The organism is Microbacterium sp. SMR1 (assembly GCF_003289625.1).
In the GTDB taxonomy this organism is placed as follows: domain Bacteria; phylum Actinomycetota; class Actinomycetes; order Actinomycetales; family Microbacteriaceae; genus Microbacterium; species Microbacterium plantarum.
Genome location: NZ_QMBN01000001.1, coordinates 203,001 through 217,016, shown reverse-complemented (window position 1 = coordinate 217,016; position 14,016 = coordinate 203,001). Strand labels below are relative to the sequence as shown.

At 67.9% G+C, this 14,016-nt stretch carries 17 protein-coding genes and 1 tRNA gene; 4 read left to right on the top strand and 14 right to left on the bottom strand.

Features of this window, described 5'->3' with window-relative positions; genetic code table 11:
• Positions 1-9: 9 nt before the first annotated feature.
• The 4 genes from DO944_RS01065 to DO944_RS01050 form a co-directional block, all read right to left on the bottom strand.
• Positions 10-429 (bottom strand): SRPBCC family protein, encoded by a 420-nt coding sequence (locus DO944_RS01065; RefSeq protein WP_112613856.1) that lies wholly within the window; start codon positions 427-429, stop codon positions 10-12.
• A gap of 129 nt (positions 430-558) precedes the next feature.
• A complete protein-coding gene (locus DO944_RS01060) occupies positions 559-1,209 on the bottom strand; it encodes an ATP-binding cassette domain-containing protein (RefSeq protein ID WP_112613854.1) in 651 nt (216 codons plus the stop codon).
• Complete coding sequence (locus DO944_RS01055; RefSeq protein ID WP_112613852.1) at positions 1,206-2,657, bottom strand: hypothetical protein; 1,452 nt, start codon at positions 2,655-2,657, stop codon at positions 1,206-1,208. The genes DO944_RS01060 and DO944_RS01055 overlap by 4 nt, the downstream gene beginning before the upstream one ends.
• On the bottom strand, positions 2,654-3,460 hold the full coding sequence (locus tag DO944_RS01050) for a hypothetical protein (RefSeq protein WP_112613850.1): 807 nt from the start codon (positions 3,458-3,460) through the stop codon (positions 2,654-2,656). Before DO944_RS01050 ends, DO944_RS01055 begins: the two co-directional genes overlap by 4 nt.
• Before the next feature lie 217 nt (positions 3,461-3,677).
• Between DO944_RS01050 and DO944_RS01045 the strand changes: the two genes are divergently transcribed.
• Positions 3,678-4,544, top strand: a complete 867-nt coding sequence (locus DO944_RS01045) for a serine hydrolase (RefSeq protein WP_112613848.1) — start codon at positions 3,678-3,680, stop codon at positions 4,542-4,544.
• Between the two features lie 209 nt (positions 4,545-4,753).
• On the opposite strand, the gene DO944_RS01040 is transcribed toward DO944_RS01045, so the two are convergent.
• Positions 4,754-4,936: a hypothetical protein gene (locus DO944_RS01040; RefSeq protein WP_146751988.1), complete on the bottom strand. Its 183-nt coding sequence runs from the start codon at positions 4,934-4,936 to the stop codon at positions 4,754-4,756.
• Positions 4,937-4,991: 55 nt separating this feature from the next.
• Positions 4,992-5,171, bottom strand: coding sequence for a hypothetical protein (locus tag DO944_RS01035; protein WP_146751987.1), 180 nt, complete (start codon positions 5,169-5,171; stop codon positions 4,992-4,994).
• A gap of 379 nt (positions 5,172-5,550) precedes the next feature.
• On the opposite strand from DO944_RS01035, the gene DO944_RS16020 reads away from it, so the two are divergent.
• Positions 5,551-5,805, top strand: coding sequence for a tyrosine-type recombinase/integrase (locus DO944_RS16020; protein WP_112613842.1), 255 nt, complete (start codon positions 5,551-5,553; stop codon positions 5,803-5,805).
• Here DO944_RS16020 and DO944_RS15515 read toward each other — a convergent pair.
• Together DO944_RS15515 and DO944_RS01025 are read right to left on the bottom strand one after the other, a co-directional pair.
• Positions 5,774-6,460, bottom strand: a complete 687-nt coding sequence (locus tag DO944_RS15515) for a hypothetical protein (protein ID WP_146751986.1) — start codon at positions 6,458-6,460, stop codon at positions 5,774-5,776. The two genes, DO944_RS16020 and DO944_RS15515, sit on opposite strands and share 32 nt — an antisense overlap.
• Before the next feature lie 134 nt (positions 6,461-6,594).
• A tRNA-Pro gene (locus DO944_RS01025) sits at positions 6,595-6,668 on the bottom strand.
• Positions 6,669-6,809: 141 nt separating this feature from the next.
• Between DO944_RS01025 and DO944_RS01020 the strand changes: the two genes are divergently transcribed.
• Complete coding sequence (locus DO944_RS01020) at positions 6,810-7,427, top strand: GNAT family N-acetyltransferase (protein ID WP_112615051.1); 618 nt, start codon at positions 6,810-6,812, stop codon at positions 7,425-7,427.
• Positions 7,428-7,449: 22 nt separating this feature from the next.
• Entirely contained in the window at positions 7,450-7,818 is a 369-nt protein-coding gene (locus DO944_RS01015) for an RNA-binding S4 domain-containing protein (protein WP_064956896.1), read from the top strand.
• Between the two features lie 54 nt (positions 7,819-7,872).
• On the opposite strand, the gene DO944_RS01010 is transcribed toward DO944_RS01015, so the two are convergent.
• The 6 genes from DO944_RS01010 to DO944_RS00985 all read right to left on the bottom strand — a co-directional run bounded on the left by DO944_RS01010 (position 7,873) and on the right by DO944_RS00985 (position 13,985).
• On the bottom strand, positions 7,873-8,667 hold the full coding sequence (locus tag DO944_RS01010; RefSeq protein ID WP_112613840.1) for a DUF4184 family protein: 795 nt from the start codon (positions 8,665-8,667) through the stop codon (positions 7,873-7,875).
• A gap of 9 nt (positions 8,668-8,676) precedes the next feature.
• Positions 8,677-9,981 (bottom strand): tyrosine--tRNA ligase, encoded by a 1,305-nt coding sequence (tyrS, locus tag DO944_RS01005; protein ID WP_112613838.1) that lies wholly within the window; start codon positions 9,979-9,981, stop codon positions 8,677-8,679.
• A gap of 48 nt (positions 9,982-10,029) precedes the next feature.
• Positions 10,030-10,725, bottom strand: a complete 696-nt coding sequence (locus tag DO944_RS01000) for a hypothetical protein (RefSeq protein WP_112613835.1) — start codon at positions 10,723-10,725, stop codon at positions 10,030-10,032.
• Entirely contained in the window at positions 10,722-11,366 is a 645-nt protein-coding gene (locus tag DO944_RS00995; protein WP_112613833.1) for a SatD family protein, read from the bottom strand. Before DO944_RS00995 ends, DO944_RS01000 begins: the two co-directional genes overlap by 4 nt.
• 78 nt (positions 11,367-11,444) lie before the next feature.
• Positions 11,445-12,875, bottom strand: coding sequence for an argininosuccinate lyase (gene argH / locus DO944_RS00990; protein WP_112613831.1), 1,431 nt, complete (start codon positions 12,873-12,875; stop codon positions 11,445-11,447).
• Positions 12,876-12,884: 9 nt separating this feature from the next.
• Positions 12,885-13,985, bottom strand: a complete 1,101-nt coding sequence (locus tag DO944_RS00985; protein ID WP_112613829.1) for a heparan-alpha-glucosaminide N-acetyltransferase domain-containing protein — start codon at positions 13,983-13,985, stop codon at positions 12,885-12,887.
• Between the last annotated feature and the right edge of the window lie 31 nt (positions 13,986-14,016).

The following is a 14,016-nucleotide window of genomic DNA, read 5'->3' as shown; positions in this document are numbered from 1 at the left end:
ATCCTCGCGTCAGCGCCGGAACCCCTGGTAATGCTCGGCGCGCGCCTGAAGCCTGTCGAGCCGCAAGTCGGGCACCGGAGCCATTGCGTGCCGCATGAGCATGAAGAGCGGCCCTTCGTGCACCATCCGGTGGGTCACTCGTGTCGTCGCTCCGGTGGGCTGCAGCGACCATTCGCCTATTTCCGACCCCCCAGCTACCTTCAATGTCCAGACGATCCGATCAGGGGACGCTTCGAGGTACGCAAGCGTCGCGCGGCCGGGCACGCGGGTGGAGACCGAGTACGGGTGCCCGATTCGGGCTCGCCTATCGCGGGTGTCCGTCCTGTGCAGCGCGGGATTCCAGTCGGCGAGGGCCGAGATGTCGAGAATGACGTCCGCGATGGTCTGGGGGTCCGCGCGCATCTCGCGGGTGGCGGTGAGAGAAGTCATGCGGTTCTCTTTGCTATGAGTATGAGGGTCGGTCACGCGAGGTCGATGAGATCCCTGACGAACTGCGGGGTCACGCTGGACGCGGTTATGGTCTCGGTTTGCCGCACGCGGAGGTTCATCTGTCTGAGGCTAAAGCTCCACCTGTGAGTAGTTCAGGCGCTGCTCCTCCACTCGGAAGACCTCGTCGGCCAGGGCATAGACGTCACGGTCGCTATGACTCGTGAACAGGATCGTCGTGCCTCGCTCCCGCTCCGCGCGGAGGATCTCGGTGACACGCTCGACGCTGGCCTTGTCCAGCGCGTTGAAAGGCTCATCCAACAGGAGAACCTCCGGCTGCTCCATCAGGGCCTGAGCGAGTGACAGCTTCTGCTTCATCCCGAGCGAGTAGTTGCGCACCTTCTGCTTCGCATCGGGATCTAGCCCGACACGCATCATCGTGGCTCTGACGTCCTCGACGGTGATCTGACGGCGGATACGAGCGAGTTCGAGGAGATTCTGCAGGCCCGTGCGACCCGGGATGTAGGCGGGGCCGTCGATCGCGATGCCGAATCGCTCCGGGAATGTGCGGCGCGAAGAGAGCAGTGACGGATCAATCCAGACGCTGCCGGAATCTGGCGTGACGAATCCGCAGATCACCTTGAGCAGCACCGACTTGCCCGACCCATTGGGCCCGGTGAGCGCCACCGTGGCTCCGCGACGCAGGTTGAGGGTCGCACCCCGGTAGAGGTCGATACCTCCGAGGGTCACGCTGACATCGCGCACCTCTACGACGTTGTTCATCGACTGAGCACCTTTCTGGGCGACGAGGAGAAAAGCGGAACCGTTGTCGGTCTGCTGCGAGTGGCGATGAGGACGACGGCGCACGTCGCCGCGGTGAGGAGCAGGGCGTTCGCGATGGACGCCACCCACCCGCCGTCGAAGAGGACCGCTGTGCTCGCGCGTTGCGTCACCCACACCACCGAGGCGGGAATCGGAACGGCTGCGAGTGCGGTTACGACGCCGATGACCACGAGGCCGCTGACACGCTTGTTCGAGATGAGCACGGCGCACGCCACACATGCGACGTAGAACGTGATCTGGATCGCCTGCATCAGCGTGGTCTGGAAGAGCAGCAGCATCACGCCAGGCTCGCCCACGATCGTCCGGCCGCCGGCGACGAAGTATGCCGCAGCGGCCGCAACGAGGACCACTGCCGAGTACGTCAGTGCGTGGCCGAACTCTCGCGAGAGGATCGTGACGAGCTGACGACGTCGACTGCCGTACCGCAACGCCGTCACCAGTCCCCAGGGGCCCGCGAGCTGGGCCACCCGGAGCTGTGCGGCGAAGGCATAGCCGACGACGAGAATCACCGCGACGAGCATCTGCAGCATGGTTCCGGTGGCACCGAAGTACAGGCCGATGAGAAACCCCACAAGATCGGTGTCGCGCGCGCCAAAGGCCCCCGCGGCCAAGAGCGCCACGAGGGCTCCGGCCGCGCTCGGCAATACCCAGTCGGGAGGACTGATGGAGGCCTGACGTGCGCCCCGGTCGAGCAGAGCCGCCGCGATCATCAGGCCGATGACGGCGACCGCGTATGCGAGCACGACGTCGCCGATCATCCTCGGTTGCGCGGCCAGGGCCGGGACGACCGTGTATGCGCGGAAGTCCGCAAGGCCTCCCAGCGGCAGAAACCCGGTCGCGGATGCTGCCGCCCACAACCACGCCGCGATGCTGAGTGCGACAGCCACGGCGTGGAGGCTCAGCAGGGCCAGCATCTCGACGACCATCCTCGTCAACACGAGGAAAAGGCCGAGCAGCGCGACCTGCGCGCCGATCGCCGCCGCGAGCGGCATCCCGACGTCGTCGACGCGTGCGATGAGAGTGGAATCCCGGTCGAGCTGTCCGCCTAAGTCGAAGAGGACCGCTGCCACCGCTCCGGTGATGACGGCCAGGAGCGGCGGCAGTATCGCCCGGAGCGCCCGCCCGCAGATGCGCCGCAGGTGGCTGGAATAGCTGCCGGCACGGATGAGGCGAAGGAGTGCGGCTGTGCGCCGTGAGTCGAGGACGCCGTAGGCCAACCACAGCGGGGTCACGACGAAGGCGAGGAAGGTGGGGCTCGTCAGCGTGCTCAGCACCCCGAGCGCCAAGTCTTCGTCGAGCCCTATCGAGCTCGCTGGCCGCTCGAGGATGCAGTACCCGAACGCGGCAGCGGCGACAGCTGCCCACAACGCGATCCCCCAGCGATTCACGCAAGCCGACCGTTCGTCGGCGCGCGATAAAGCACGAGAGTGGCGAAGACGAGCGTGACTGGTGCGAGGACGAGCATGGGAGCCGCAGCGGTGAGCGGCGCCGAGGCTTCGAGTCCGAAGGGGAAGAGCGAGTACAACAGGCCGAAACGGGGCAACCCGATGAGCGCTGCGCCGACCGTCGAGCCCAGATAGATGAGGAACGGCAGGCCGAGCGCGAGAATGCGATTCGGCAGCGTGACCAGGAAGCAACAGCACAGAACGGCGAATGCGGCTGAGCTCAGCGAGACCCAGACGGCGTACCCGAAACCGAAGGCGAGTTCTCCGTATTCGAGCAGGAAGCTGTAACTCGACCGCTCGAGGCTTTGCGCCGCGGCCTGTTCCACGGTCATGTTGTATCCCGCTGGGTCAATGCCCGGATCGCCGGCCAGCGGCCAGACGTAGAAAGCGACCACGAATGCGGCGAAGACGTACAGGAAGAAGATGAGCGCCGCTCCCCCGGCGGCCCGCGCCATGTGACGAAGAACGAACTCGCGAGCACTCATGCGGCTGCGCGTGTTCGCGACGAATCGCTCCGTGAGTTGCGCGTAGAGCCGCAGGCAGGTCAGCAGGGCGACGACGAGCGGCAGGATGAGGCTCACGGGTGCCAACATCATGATGGCGAAGACGTCCGACCTGTCGCGGAACGAGCCGCCGGATGCCGCGTTCACGCCGACGACGATCGGGGCCAGCACCACCATGGCAGCGGCTATGGGGACGATGAGGTCGCCGCGGCCTTCGAGACCTGCGACGATCGACCGCTTCATTCTCCCCTCACCTCTTTTCGCGTCGACATGAAGATGAGTCGGCTATTGAAGATCCAGAGACGGTCCTGGCCGTGACTCATCCCTCGACCCGCGGAGTTCGACTTCGTCGTCATTCGAAAGTAGCAGCATCCTCCGCTCCACGATCAGGCGCATGGCACCAAGACTCCGCCGAATTTGGCAAGCTGAGCCAACCGACGCTCGCGAATAGTCTGAGAGCATGAGTTGGAGTGTGCGTCACAAGAGCGCGGCCTATCGCGTTCGCGACTCGGAGCGCGTCACCGTCGAGAATTTCGGGCCGCTGCATCGCGGTTCTCCGATGCTCGAGTGGGGCTCGGTCACGAAGACCGTCACCGCTCGGATCGCGCAGCAACTGGACCGCGCCGAGATCATTGACCTCTCTGCTCCGGTGGGCGAATACGTGCCAGAGACCGGTCTACCCCGCAACGTCGATGTGCGCTCGTTGGTGACCCACACCTCGGGCCTCGCCAGGCTTCCCTCACGGATGATCGAGACGATCGCCGAAGCCCGTGCCCCCTACGCGAAGTACACCAGGGAGTACTTCGATTCCGAGGTGTTGCCGGATCTCTCGACGCAACACAGCGGGCACGTCGGCATTTTCGAGTACTCGAACCTCGGCTACGCGGTCCTGACGCGCGTGCTCGAGGTCACGACAGGTCTCGACTGGTGGACGCTCGCGAAGGAGTACGTCTTCGACCCGCTCGACATCACGGACGTGTCGACGTCCCCCGAGCCGGAACGTGTGCCCGTTCTGCGCACCTGGACGGGGCGCATTCGCGAGCAGTGGCACGACCCCGGGCCATTCGTCGGGGCCGGGGGCTTGCATGGAACTTTCGATGCGCTCGAGCTGTACGCCACTTCCATAACGCGGCAGACGCCCGGAGAGAAGCCGCTGGGCTGGATGGAAGATCCATCGTTGTGGTGGCATAACGGCCATAACCGAGACCACGGGTCATTCGTCGGCGTCACGCACGATGGAGCGCGAGTCATCACAGTTCACACCCTGGGGTACAACGCTGGACGTGCCGACCGGATCGCTGCACGGTTAGAGCGGACCACGTCGTGATTGCTACGTCGGCCAGCGTCTCGTCAGTGTCGCGGTTGTAAACGGGAGGTCCCACTTCGGCAGCGGCCAGATCGAGTGGATCGAGCGACTGGGCCAGAGGAGATTGCTCCCGGACATGACGAAACCTGACGAGAATTCAGGCGATCGGCCTCGCCGCTACGGTCGTCACGTCGCCGCGGACAGGCCGGTCGGCACCCGCCGAGCCGGGCTCAATCCCGACTCGATCGCTGACCGCGGTGGTCGTGGCCCTCTATTCCCTCGGCAGGCTTCCCCAATGAGGTGAGCCACGAGGCGATCACCCCGTCAAACCGTGCCGGATCGAGGTTGTACTCGTAGTCGTGGAGCGCCTGCGGGAATTCCGAGAGGAGGCTGAGCAGCGCGAGATCGGTCAAGACATTGTGTGCGCTCACTGGTGCGGAGCGCACACTAGGTCGGTCGGACTTTTGCTCACCGCGCGTCCCTGCCGCACCGGTGGACGACGACGGCCCGGGCGAATCCAGCCAGCGCCGCCACGAGGAGGGCGATCACCCCCAGTGTCGGCCACCACGAGGCCGAGATGGTGGTCAGCTGCCATAGTCCGAGAAGGAAGAAGAAGCCACCAATGTAGAGCCAAATCGTCCATGACATGTTCCGCATTTGTTTCCTCATCTCGTTACCCTAGGCGCACCCCAGCGGGGCTGCCGGTAGTTCTCACCCGCGTGCGCCTCACAGCCGGTCCCGCCGACGCAACACGAGAGCCACCACAATGCCGAGGGCCGTCAGCCATGACAACAGCACGGCGGTCGCAGCGCCGACGGCCGACCCAGTCCGCGCGAGTCCTGTCGCCGCCATCTGTGCGCGCAACGGGAGAAGTCCGCGACAGCAGATGCGGCGTCGGCAATGGCCAGTGCGGGCGTCAAGGTCGAGCGCGCCTTGGGGTACGGCATGGCTCGCGAGCGGCTTCGTCTTCAACTTACGAGAGGGGTGAGCCGCTGCGACGCAGTTAGCGACGCGGCTTTCAGACGCGATGCGTGGCGACACTGGACGGCCTAGGATGACGCTACACAGGCTTCGGCACATGCACGCGTCAGTGCGGCTCGCGAGCGGCACAGACAGCGCCTTCGTCTCGAAGCGTCTCGGTCACTCGTCGATCTCGATTACGATCTACACGCACCTAATCAGCGAAGTTGCTCGACGTGCTGCGGAGAGCGCATCGGTGCTCATTCCGAGGTTGCCCTTATCCCGTCAACTCACTGAAAATGGGGCATTTCCGACCAGTTGAGACTGGTCCCCTCGACCGCAGCCACAGCGTCAGCGATCTTTCTTGCGCCGAGCGAATGAATGCGTGCACACGAGATCGCTCCGTATATACCGAGTGAACGCTCGTCGTTTCGTCTGGGACGGAGCACGTCGGACGCAGGCGGGTCGTCCTGCCGCAGTGGCGGCGGCCAACGCTCTGATTGCCATCCTGTTGTTAGGCCGTGGGTGAGCGAGTGACGAACCTGCCGCCATGCGCGGCTGTCGTTCAGTAGCGTCGGCCAGTCGTGAAGTCTCGTGACGGGCGAAGTCGCGCTCGCCGTCAGGAACTCCATGACCGGGATGGACGACGGTGCGTCTATCGCGGTAGCGGCCTTCGGGTGATCCTTCTTCATCCGCGTGGCGAACTCGGGCAAAGCAGGGTTGTTCCATGCGCCCACAACCTTCGCGATCTCTGCGAAACCCGCACCTTTGCGAGCCAGCATGATCGCCGTGAACTCTTCAGCGAACCCCTCAAAGGCGGACACCGTCGTCAAGACGATCGCGGGGCTGACTGCTCCCGCGTTGCCGGGGTGTCCGACATTGCGCGGGTGCAGACTCAGCAGTTTGAACGGTGTCTTCAGCGCGCGAACGTACTTGTCGACTGCCGTCTGCGGTTCTGGCGGGGTCCATGGGGCCACTCGCAAAGTGTGGCGAAATCTTTGCAGGAGCGCCAGTCGGAGGGCTACTGCACAGCAAGGGCACACCTAGAACACTGTCGCCGAACGCGACGCAGCCCCGACGAGACCTGTGTCTCATCGGGGCTCCTGAACCGTCGGGATGACAGGATTTGAACCTGCGACCCCTTGACCCCCAGTCAAGTGCGCTACCAAGCTGCGCCACATCCCGGTCCGCTGTCCGCACGCGGACAACTCCCCTATCCTAACCGGTCCTGAGCCCGCTCGCGAACCGGCGCACCCGGGCGCGTTGCGGGGCTTGTGCGACGACCGATCGTTGCCCGGTGTCCGGGGCGGGCAGTACGGTCTGGCCATGAGCGAGACGACGATCGTGCCGGTGACGCCCGGCAGCTTCAGCGATGCCCAGCACGCGATGAGCGGCGGCGGCGACGGACACGAGTGTCAGTGCCAGTGGTGGACGATGACGAACGCCGACTTCCAGCGCACCGACATCGACGGCCGCGCCGCAGCCTTCCGCAGCGAAGTGGATGCCGCGCCCTCCCCCGGCCTCGTCGCCTACGTCGACGGCGATGCCGCCGGCTGGGTCCGTGTCGGTCCGCGTACCCGTCAGATCCGGTTGAGCAAGACACGCGCCTACGCCGGCGCGACCGAGGAGCCCTGGGACGACGCGGATGTCTGGGCCGTGAGCTGCTTCGCGGTGCGGAAGGAGCATCGCGGCTCGGGCCTCAACGCGGCACTCCTCGACGCCGCGATCGCCTTCGCCCGCGAGAACGGCGCACGAGTGGTCGAGGCGTACCCGGTCGACCCGGATGCGGGGCGCAAGGTCACCTCGAACGAGCTGTACCACGGCGCTCTCTCCACGTTCCTCAGCGCGGGCTTCCGCGAGGTCGCCCGCCCGAAGCCGCACGTCGCCGTCGTCTCGCTCACCCTCGCTGACCCCCACGAGACCAGCACCGGCGAGCACCCGTGACGCTTCGGCGAGAATGGAACGCATGACCGCATCCGATGCCCCTGTCCGCGTGGACTCGTGGCTATGGGCGGTCCGCATCTATAAGACCCGCTCAGCGGCGACCACCGCCTGCCGCGCGGGTCACGTCCGGGTCAACGGCGAGAGAGTCAAGGCTTCGCAGTCGGTGAAGCCCGGCGATGAGCTGCGGGTGCGGATCGCGGGCTTCGACCGCATCCTCGTCGTCCGGCAGACGCTCACCAAGCGCGTCGGTGCACCCGTTGCCGCGACCGCCCTGGAAGACCGCACTCCCCCGCGCGAGCCGATGGCGATGCTTGCGGTCCGCGACCGTGGCGCCGGCCGACCGACGAAACGCGAACGCCGCGAGATCGACCGACTGCGCGGAGTCGACTGACTCACGCCTCGAGTACGCGACCACGGGTGGCCAAAGACCGAAGCCCCGCGTCACTCAGCGCACGACACGTCGCCGCGCCACCTGCACGACGACGCACAGCACGAGCGTGACCAGCCCCCAGATGGCGCATGCGGGCGGCAGTACGCGATACGCGAGGTGCTGAGCGGTCCACTCCGCCGTCAGCGGGCCGTACGCGGCGAGGCCGATCAGCCACGCCGCGACGAGCGTGACCGGCAGCGACACCCACCAGACCACCCGCACGGCACCGGGCAGCACTCGCCGCACCGGAGCCGACGACCGCTTCCGCAGCCAGACCGCACCCGCCACTGCGAGCCCCAGCAGGCCGAGCGCGCTCGATGCGTACTGGAGCCACCGGTAGCCGTGGAAAGGTCCCCAGCGCTCGGCCAGCGCGGGCAAGAGCTCGACGCCCCAGCGCCCCTCGTGGGTGAAGGCATCCCAGGCGATATGGCTCAAGACGCCGAGAGCGAGCGACACCACGACCAGCAGAACCGTGACCGTAATCGACCGGCCGCGCCCCGAGCCCGGCCGCACCGTTCGCAGCGCGTCGCCGCCCGCGGCATCCCACGCCGATGGCAGCCGCCCCGAGAGCCAGTCCGGCCCGAGCTCGCGCACCGCGGGGCGCAGCAGCAGCCACCACGCGAGCAGCAGCACACCCGCGATCACGACCGTCAGCCACGGGTACGCGTGCGTCTGCGCGTAGCTGATGCCGATCCCGCGGGCGAACAACGGCAGGTCGGGAGCCATCGCCCCGACAGCCACGGCCGCCGGCACGAGCGGTGTGCGAACGACCGCCAGCGCGACGACGGCGTGGCTCGGGGTGAACGGCATCCGGTCGGGTCAGTCCTCGACGAAGACGCCCGCGAGCGTCTTCTTGCCCCGCCGCAGCACGGCGACGCCACCGGGCAGATCGCCAACGACGACGGCCGACTCGTCGTCGACCTTCGCACCGTTGATCGAGACGCCGCCCTGCGCGATGGCCCGGCGGGCCTCCGACAGGCTGCCGACGAGCCCGGTGTCGACGAGCAGCTGCACGACCGAGGCGCCGGCCGACGCGGTGGCGTGCGGAAGCTCCTGCAGGGCCGAGCGCAGCGTGGCAGCGTCGAGAGCGGTCAGGTCGCCCTGACCGAACAACGCGTCGGATGCCGCGATGACCTTCGCCGTCGCGTCGACGCCGTGCACCGTCGCGGTGACCTCGAACGCCAGACGCTTCTGCGCGGCACGGCGGAACGGCTCGTCGGCGACGAGGCGCTCGTACTCTGCGATCTCGGCGCTGCTGAGGAACGTGAACACCTTCAGGCGCTCGACGACATCGGCATCCGCGGTCGAGAGCCAGAACTGGTAGAACGCGTACGGGCTCGTGAGCTCGGCGTCGATCCAGATGGCGTTGCCCTCGCTCTTGCCGAACTTCGTGCCGTCGCTGTTGGTGATCAGCGGCGTGCCGAACGCGTGCACCGAGGTGCCCTCGACGCGGTGGATGAGGTCGGTGCCACTGGTGAGGTTGCCCCACTGGTCCGATCCACCGGTCTGCAGTGTGCAACCGTACTGGCGGTAGAGCTCGAGGAAGTCGAGTCCCTGCAGAATCTGGTAGCTGAACTCGGTGTAGCTGATGCCGGCATCCGAGTTCAGGCGCGCGGCGACGGCATCCTTCTTCAGCATCGTGCCGACCCGGTAGTGCTTGCCGATCTCGCGCAGGAAGTCGATCGCCGACAGCGGCGCCGTCCAGTCGAGGTTGTTCACCATGCGAGCAGCGTTCTCGCCCTCGAAGCTGAGGTACTTCTCGATCTGACCGCGCAGACGGTCGACCCACTCGGCGACGGTCTCGCGCGAGTTGAGCGTGCGCTCGGCGGTCGGGCGCGGGTCACCGATGAGGCCGGTCGAGCCGCCGACGAGACCGAGGGGCTTGTGTCCGGCGAGCTGCAGCCGGCGAAGCGTCAGCAGCTGCACGAGGTGACCGAGGTGCAGGGATGCCGCCGTCGGGTCGAAGCCGCAGTAATACGTGATGGGGTCTCCGCCGAGCGCCTCTCGCAGCGCTTCCTGGTCGGTGGACACATGCACGAGACCGCGCCACACCAGCTCGTCCCACACGTTCTCGAACGCGGGATCGAGCGCCACGGGGGCGGTCGTCAGGGCTTCATCAGACACGCGCTTCAGGTTATCAGCGGCGCACGGCACGACCCGCCTCGATGACGGTCAGGCGGCGGTGCCCCACCAGATGAGAAAGGCCGCGCCGAGGGCGACGACCCAGCTGACGAGGCTTCCGACGAGAAAGTACTCGGCGCGGTCGCCCCCGTCGTGGTCGCGCGAGATCTCCGGGAAGCGGACGATGCCCTTCGCCGCGAGCACGGCGGCCAGCAGCGTGAACGCCCCGGTGAGGGTGAGGGCGAAGACCAACACGCGCTCGAGAGGGCCGATGATGCGCCCACCCTTCAGCGCGTTCGTCGCCTCTGCTGCCACGACACCGCCCCGCAGCGACGCGCGCACGATGACGTTGCCCGATTCGACGAGGAAGACCAGCGCTCCCGCGAGCGCGATGGCGAGGTCGAGGCTCACAACGCCGAGCGGCGAGTCGATCGGCCAGATCTGTTCCAGAGGCCCCTGGCCGTCGCGCACCCCGATGAGGGCGACCGCCACGGCCACCACAACGGCCAGGAGCGCCGCAGGCCACAGTCCCCATCGAGTGGGCTCGCGCGTCGAGGTGACCGCCGCCCACCCGGCCGCGACGGCGATCGCCGCGAACCACCAGGCCGCGGCGCCCGCCCAGGCCGCGAGCGGCAGCAGCGCCGCGCCGAGGACCACCAGCACGATCCCGAGCTTCGCGCCCGACAGCCGCTTGCGGGCGAGGTCGAGCCCGCCGACCGCGAGAAGGATGAGTCCCGCGCCGATCACGACGAGCGCTCCGTCAGGGCCGCGTACCCGGCGACGATCGCGGGAGCTCCGGATGACGCCAGCAGCTGCGACACGGCCGACTGGGTGATGCCGTCCTCCTTCGCGAGCGCGCCCTGGGTGCGACCGAGACAGCGGCCGTAGGTCAGGCGCCGCGCACGCGCCGACATCGCCCCGACGAGTTCGTCGCGGGCGAGCGCGTAGGCGTTGGCGAAGCGGATGCGGTCGGCCATGGCGACATCCTCGTCGTCCCCTCCGACAATGCGGATGCGGGCGCGCGGAACCGCGCGATCCTGCATCGCGTGCACCTGCTCGATCGCCTCGCGCGCCCGCCACCACCCCGGCCCGTCGGAGATGTCCGAGCTCTCGGATGCGACCGAGCCGACGTCGCCGACACCGACCCCGAAGCGCAGCGACGCCTCGTCGGGCAGCGACAGCTGCAGGAGCAGAAGCCAGGCCAGCGCGTCATCCAGCTCGTCGAAGACCGCCTGGAACTCGTCGGCGAACGTGGCACGCATCGGGGTCACGGCGACGGGAAGGGCGCGATCGACCTCGGCCATCGTTGCTTCGATCTGCGCCTGGGTGCGGCTGCGATCGTCGAGCAGACGAGAGCCGACGATGTCGGCGATGACAGCAACGGTCATGCAGATCAGGCTAGCACTTATATCTCGCGGATATCAGTCATCAGCTGATGAATGCCTGATATCAGCTGATCGCTTATGTCAGAGCTGCCACACCCGCACGGCCTGCTGAGCCTGAGCGATCAGTGCCGCACGCTGCTCGTCGACCCGCACCGGCGCGGTTCCGCCGATGCCGTCGCGGCTGGCGACCGATCCCTCGGGCGACAGAACCTCGCGGACCTCGGGAGCCAGGTGCTCCGAGACCGAGACGAGGTCGTCATCGGATGCCTCATGCAGCTCGATGCCCCGCTCCTCGCAGAGCCGCACGAGCGAGCCCGAGATCTCGTGCGCCTCGCGGAACGGCACACCGCGCTTGACGAGCCACTCGGCGACATCGGTCGCGAGCGAGAACCCCTGCGGCGCGAGCTCGGCCATCCGGTCGACGTCGAAGCGGAGCGTCGCGACCATGCCGGCGAACGCGGGCAAGACCACCTCGAGCGTCTCGATCGAGTCGAAGACCGGCTCCTTGTCTTCCTGCAGGTCGCGGTTGTACGCGAGCGGCAGCGCCTTGAGGGTCGCGAGCAGGCCCGAGAGGTTGCCGATCACACGACCGGCCTTGCCGCGGGCGAGCTCGGCGATGTCGGGGTTCTTCTTCTGCGGCATGATGCTCGACCCGGTCGAGTAGCCGTCATCGAGCGTGACGAAGCCGAACTCGCGGGTGTTCCAGATGATGATGTCTTCGGCGAACCGCGAGATGTCGACGCCGATCATCGCGGCGATGAAAGCGAACTCGGCCACGACATCCCGCGAGGAGGTGCCGTCGATCGAGTTGTCGGCGGGACGCTCGAGGCCGAGCTCCGTGGCCACGAGCTGCGGGTCGAGACCGAGGGTCGCACCGGCGAGCGCTCCCCCACCGTAGGGCGAGACCCGCGCGCGCGCCGACCAGTCGCGCAGGCGCTCCAGGTCGCGCAGCAGCGGCCAGGCGTGGGCCTGCAGGTGGTGGGCGAGCAGCACCGGCTGCGCGTGCTGCAGGTGGGTGCGACCGGGCATGATCGCGCGGGAGTGGTTCTCGGCCTGACCGACGATGGCGTCGATGACCCGCAGGATGTCGCGGGCGATGACCTCGGCGTGATCGAGCAGGTACAGGCGCACGAGCGTGGCGATCTGGTCGTTGCGGCTGCGTCCGGCGCGCAGCTTGCCGCCGAGCTCCGGCCCGACGGTCGCGATGAGGGCGGCCTCCAAGGCGCCGTGCACGTCTTCGTCGCCGGGGGCTGGCTGCAGCGATCCGTCGCGCACGGCGGCGAGCACCGAGTCGAGCCCCGCGTGCATGCGGCTCTCCTCGTCGGGCGTGAGGTACCCGGCGGCGGCGAGCGCCTTCGCGTGAGCGTGAGATCCGGCGATGTCGTATCCGGCGAGCGCCCAGTCGAAGTGCGTCGATCGGCTCAGGCGGGCCAGCTCGGGCGCGGGGCCCGAGGCGAAGCGGGCTCCCCAGAGAGCCCCGGAGTTCGTGCCGCCTGACGTGTCTGCGCTCATCGCTCCAGCCTATCGGGGCGGCATCGCTGTGCCCGGCGCCTCCACGCGCCCCCGCACCGTCAGCCGGACCAGTGCGTCGATGCCGGCTTCGAGGGGGCCCCGCCCGACGACGAGCGCCCAGGCGGTGCATCCGACGATGATGCCGAGGGTCATCGGCCAGAACGGATCGAGGGCTCGGTAGGAGTCGAGCTCGAAGACGCCCGGCTCGGCGGCGGGCCGGGTGAATGCCCATACGACGATCTGCGCCGAGTACGCGGTCAGCGGCATCGAGCCCACGGCGCGCAGCGGCAGCGCGACCCACGTGAGGGGCGTCCGGCACACGAGCACGCACACGCCGATGACGAGGAGGGCGAACCCGCCGGATCCGATCACCTCGAACAGTCCGGACGAATGCGCTTCCCCGGTCCACGGGGTCTGTCCGAAGACCTCGGAGCGCCCCCACACGATGTCGAGAGCGGCCCCGGCAGCGGTCAGGGCGAGCCCCGCGAGCGCGAGGAACCACGGCGTCGCGCGCGAGCGCAGGTCGAGGCGCGCCGCCCCCATGCCCGCGAGGACGAACGCCATCCAGGTCAGGAACGGGTAGTGCCATCCGACAGCGTTCGAGACGTCGACCCCCTCGGGTGTCGACCAGAACGACAGGCCGTCGATCGCCGCTTGCGGAAACGGCGCGACGAGCCCGACGACCGCGGCCGCGATGAGCAGCGTGCGTGCCCGCAGCGGCAGCACCGCCGCGGCGATCACGAACAGCAGCGCGTAGGCGGGAAGGATGACGTACACCGGCACCGCGAGGAAGAGAAGCAGCACGCCGATCACCCAGATCGCTCCGGCCCGCACGAGCAGGCGCAGACGGGCAGTCTCGAGTCGTGGCCCGCGCAGCGGAACCGGTCCGCCGCTGATGAGCCCGATCGAGACACCCGCGAGCGTTGCGAACAGGATCGACGAGCGCCCGTGGACGATCCCCTCGTACGAGGAGGGGATCGTCCAATCGAAGTCGGGGATCGCGAGCAGGTGCGCCGCGAGCATCCCGATCACGGCGAGGCCGCGAGCGAGGTCGATGCCGTCGATGCGCGAGGGCGCGAACAGCGGCCGGCGCCGCAGCATCTCGCTCATCCCCGGCACCGGCCGCTCCTCACCGCTCCGC